At 60.3% G+C, this 2,712-nt stretch carries 1 protein-coding gene and 1 pseudogene; both read left to right on the forward strand.

Annotated elements, in window-relative coordinates:
• On the forward strand, window positions 1-2,361 hold a 2,361-nt coding region (locus tag AC2LD7_RS21855), incomplete at its 5' end, for a heavy metal translocating P-type ATPase (RefSeq protein ID WP_484599704.1).
• Window positions 2,362-2,530: 169 nt separating this feature from the next.
• Window positions 2,531-2,712 (forward strand): annotated as a pseudogene (locus tag AC2LD7_RS21860) (ATPase); the annotation flags it as partial.

The raw sequence follows: 2,712 nt of genomic DNA on the forward strand, positions 1-2,712 counted from the left end.
CAAGGAATGAAAAATACCGTTGTGGAGATCCGCGGCTTGCTATCGGCACTGAGTGCCCGGGGCGTAGAGAAACAGCTATTGAGATTGCCCGGCGTCAAGAAGGCCGAGGTCAACTATGTGGCCGGCAGCGCGACCGTCACCTATGATGAGGCGACGGTGGACCTTGAGGCTATCAAGGCCCGGATACACGAGTGCGGCTATCACTGTTCCGGAGAACAGTTGCCCAGGCACGTTTGCGACCCGGGGGACCCGCCGACCGAAGCCGGGGCTGTGTCCACGCCCGTCCACGATGGCCATGCCTCCCACACCGGCCACGACGATACGGCGCATCCTGCTGAACACGGCGAACATACTGGCGCAAAGGACGAGATGGCTCACGAGATGGGCCACGGCGGCAGCATGGACATGCAGGCAATGGTGCGCGACATGCGCAACCGTTTCTGGGTCTGCCTGATCTTCAGCCTCCCGATTTTCATTTATTCGCCCATGGGTGGGATGTTCGAACCACCGGTGCCACCCTTCGGACTGCGGCTAGACCTGTGGTTGCTATTACTGGCAAGCATCGCCGTGCTCTGGCCAAGCTGGCCGTTCTTTGTTGCCGCCTGGCGCGCGCTGAAAAACGGCGTGCTCAACATGGCTGTGCTGGTCGTTCTCTCGGTGGGTACTGGCTACCTGTTCAGCGTCGGTTCCACGCTCTTTTTCCCGGGTGTGCAGTTTTTCGAGGCGGTGGCGGTGCTGCTGGTGTTCATCCTGCTCGGCCATTGGCTGGAGATGCGCGCCCGTGCCGGTGCCTCGGACGCCATCCGCTCGCTGATGGATCTCGCGCCGCCCAAGGCCACTGTGTTGCGTGATGGCCAGGAACGGGAGGTACCCACCGCTGAGGTTCTGAAGGACGACATCGTCGTGATCCGCCCCGGCAATAAGATTCCGGTGGACGGTGAGGTCTTGGAGGGCGAGTCCCTGGTGGATGAGTCCATGCTCACTGGCGAGTCCATGCCGGTGGAAAAAAAGCCCGGCGATAAGGTGATCGGGGCCACCATTAACAAGAGCGGCAGTTTCAGGTATCGCGCCACCAAGGTAGGTTCCGACACCGCGTTAGCGCAGATCGTCAAGCTGGTGCAGGAGGCGCAGAACTCCAAGGCCCCGGCGCAGCTGCTGGCGGACAAAGCGTCACAGTGGCTGGTGGTGATTGCCATCGTAATCGGCCTGCTCACCTTCGCCGTCTGGTTCTGGTGGATCGGCCAAAGCCTGCTGCTTGCCGTGACCCTGACTATCACCGTGTTCGTGATCGCCTGTCCGGATGCCCTCGGCCTTGCAACGCCCATGGCGGTGATGGTGGGCACCGGCCTCGGTGCCAGGAACGGCATCTTGTTCAAGAATGCCTCTGCACTTGAGGATGCCACCCGGCTGGATATTGTGGTCTTCGACAAGACCGGCACCCTGACCATGGGCGAGCCGCAGGTGGTCGAGGTGGTCGTGGTGGCGGGCAGCACCGAGGAGGCGGTCCTCGCACTGGCGGGGACGGTGGAGCAGGGCTCGGACCATCCTCTGGCCCAGGCGATACAAAGTAAGGCCGAAGGCTTGCAGCTTGATCCGCTGACCGGCTTCACCAACATCGAGGGCAAGGGCGCGCGGGCGGAGATTGGCAGCAAGACCGTGCTGCTCGGCAACCGCCGGCTGATGGACGAAGAGAAGGTCGACATGGCGAGCCTGAAGGACGAGGCCGCGCGTCTGCAGAGTGCGGGCCAGACCGTGGTGCACGTCGCCCAGGACGGGAAGCTGGTCGGCCTTATCGCCATTGCCGATGCGCCGCGCCCCACCGCTACTGCCATGGTCAAAAAGATGCGTGAACGCGGGGTGGAGGTGGCGATGCTCACCGGCGACAACCAGGCCACCGCCGAGCGCATCGCCCGGGAACTCGGCATTGAGATGGTGATCGCCGATGTCCTTCCGGGGCAGAAAGCAGACAAGATCAAGGAGCTCCAGGCTCAGGGCAAGAAGGTTGGCATGGTGGGCGACGGTGTCAATGACGCCCCGGCACTGACCCAGGCGGAGGTGGGTTTCGCCATCGGTGCCGGCACTGATGTGGCCATTGAGAGCGCTGACGTGGTGCTGATGAAGAGCGACCCCTACGATGTGCTGGGAGCCATCGAGCTGTCGCGCGCTACCCTGCGCAAGATGCACCAGAACCTGTTCTGGGCGGTGGGCTATAACGTCATCGCCTTTCCCGCGGCGGCAGGCGTGTTCTATCCGTTGGTGATAAGCCCAGAAGTAGCGGCGCTCGCAATGTCTGGAAGCTCCGCTCTTGTTGCGGTAAATGCACTCCTGCTAAAGCGAACCCGACTGGACGGCTTAGGGTAGACGAACACTTCCAATTGGAAAAATTGATGTTCATCAAGCCCACGCTATTGAGCGACTCTTTTTGCATCTTTTGTTGGGGTTTTTCAGTGTGAATTCAGGCTTATGAGTTTAAGTGGTAGGTAATTGCTGTTTGCTGACATGATTAATGACAACAAGGGGGAACGGGTAAATGGACATCAAAACCTTTGGAGAACTTATTAGCTGGACACGGGATTTGCATGCTCACCTTGCAAGGTGTATGTCACATTGCGCTACGAAGAATGAAGAGGAGCGAGCACGGGCGCTGCTGGACTATCTGGCGACCCATGAATCGGAAATGGAACGTATTGTGAACGAGTTCAAGTCGCAGGG

The organism is Stutzerimonas sp. (genome assembly GCF_982611455.1).